At 38.6% G+C, this 458-nt stretch carries 1 pseudogene; it reads left to right on the top strand.

Annotated features, from left to right (window positions below):
* Positions 1 to 264 precede the first annotated feature (264 nt).
* Positions 265 to 458 (top strand): annotated as a pseudogene (locus ETC02_RS16945) (IS982 family transposase); the annotation flags it as partial.

Raw genomic sequence — 458 nt, 5'->3', positions numbered from 1 at the left:
GATAAATCGCTTGGTAGCGTTCATATGCTCGTTTACTTTTTGCTTCTTTCATGGCAGTGGACAACTTTTCGATCTCGTCTTTGTGATTTGGCATCATATTTTCTCTCCGTTCCCCTATTTTCTCTTTGTATTTATTCGCCGTGGAACGGGAGAAAACCTTTATTTCAATTTATATAGATAAACTCAAACAAGCATAAAAATAGCCCTTGCATGAGGATCTCCTTAAAATGAAAGTGCAACCAAACATTGAAAAGGAGAATCCCTATGCAAGAGCACTTTCATTTTACTACAGATCAAGCAAAGATTCAAAAGCAATATGCCGCCATTTTCATTTTTGTTTCTGCTCAACTTTCATGCATTCAGGTGCATCTTCATCGTCGAAATCGCCATTTGGTCAAGCAAGAGGACGCTGTCATCATCGCCATTCATCTTTTAGGAAAGCTGCTCGGTTTTACTTC

Origin of the sequence: Geobacillus sp. DSP4a (assembly GCF_013096875.1) — a bacterium.
Taxonomy (GTDB): Bacteria; Bacillota; Bacilli; order Bacillales; family Anoxybacillaceae; genus Geobacillus; species Geobacillus thermophilus.
The sequence above is the reverse complement of the archived record's forward strand: the minus strand, read 5'-3'. Positions and strand labels throughout refer to the sequence as shown.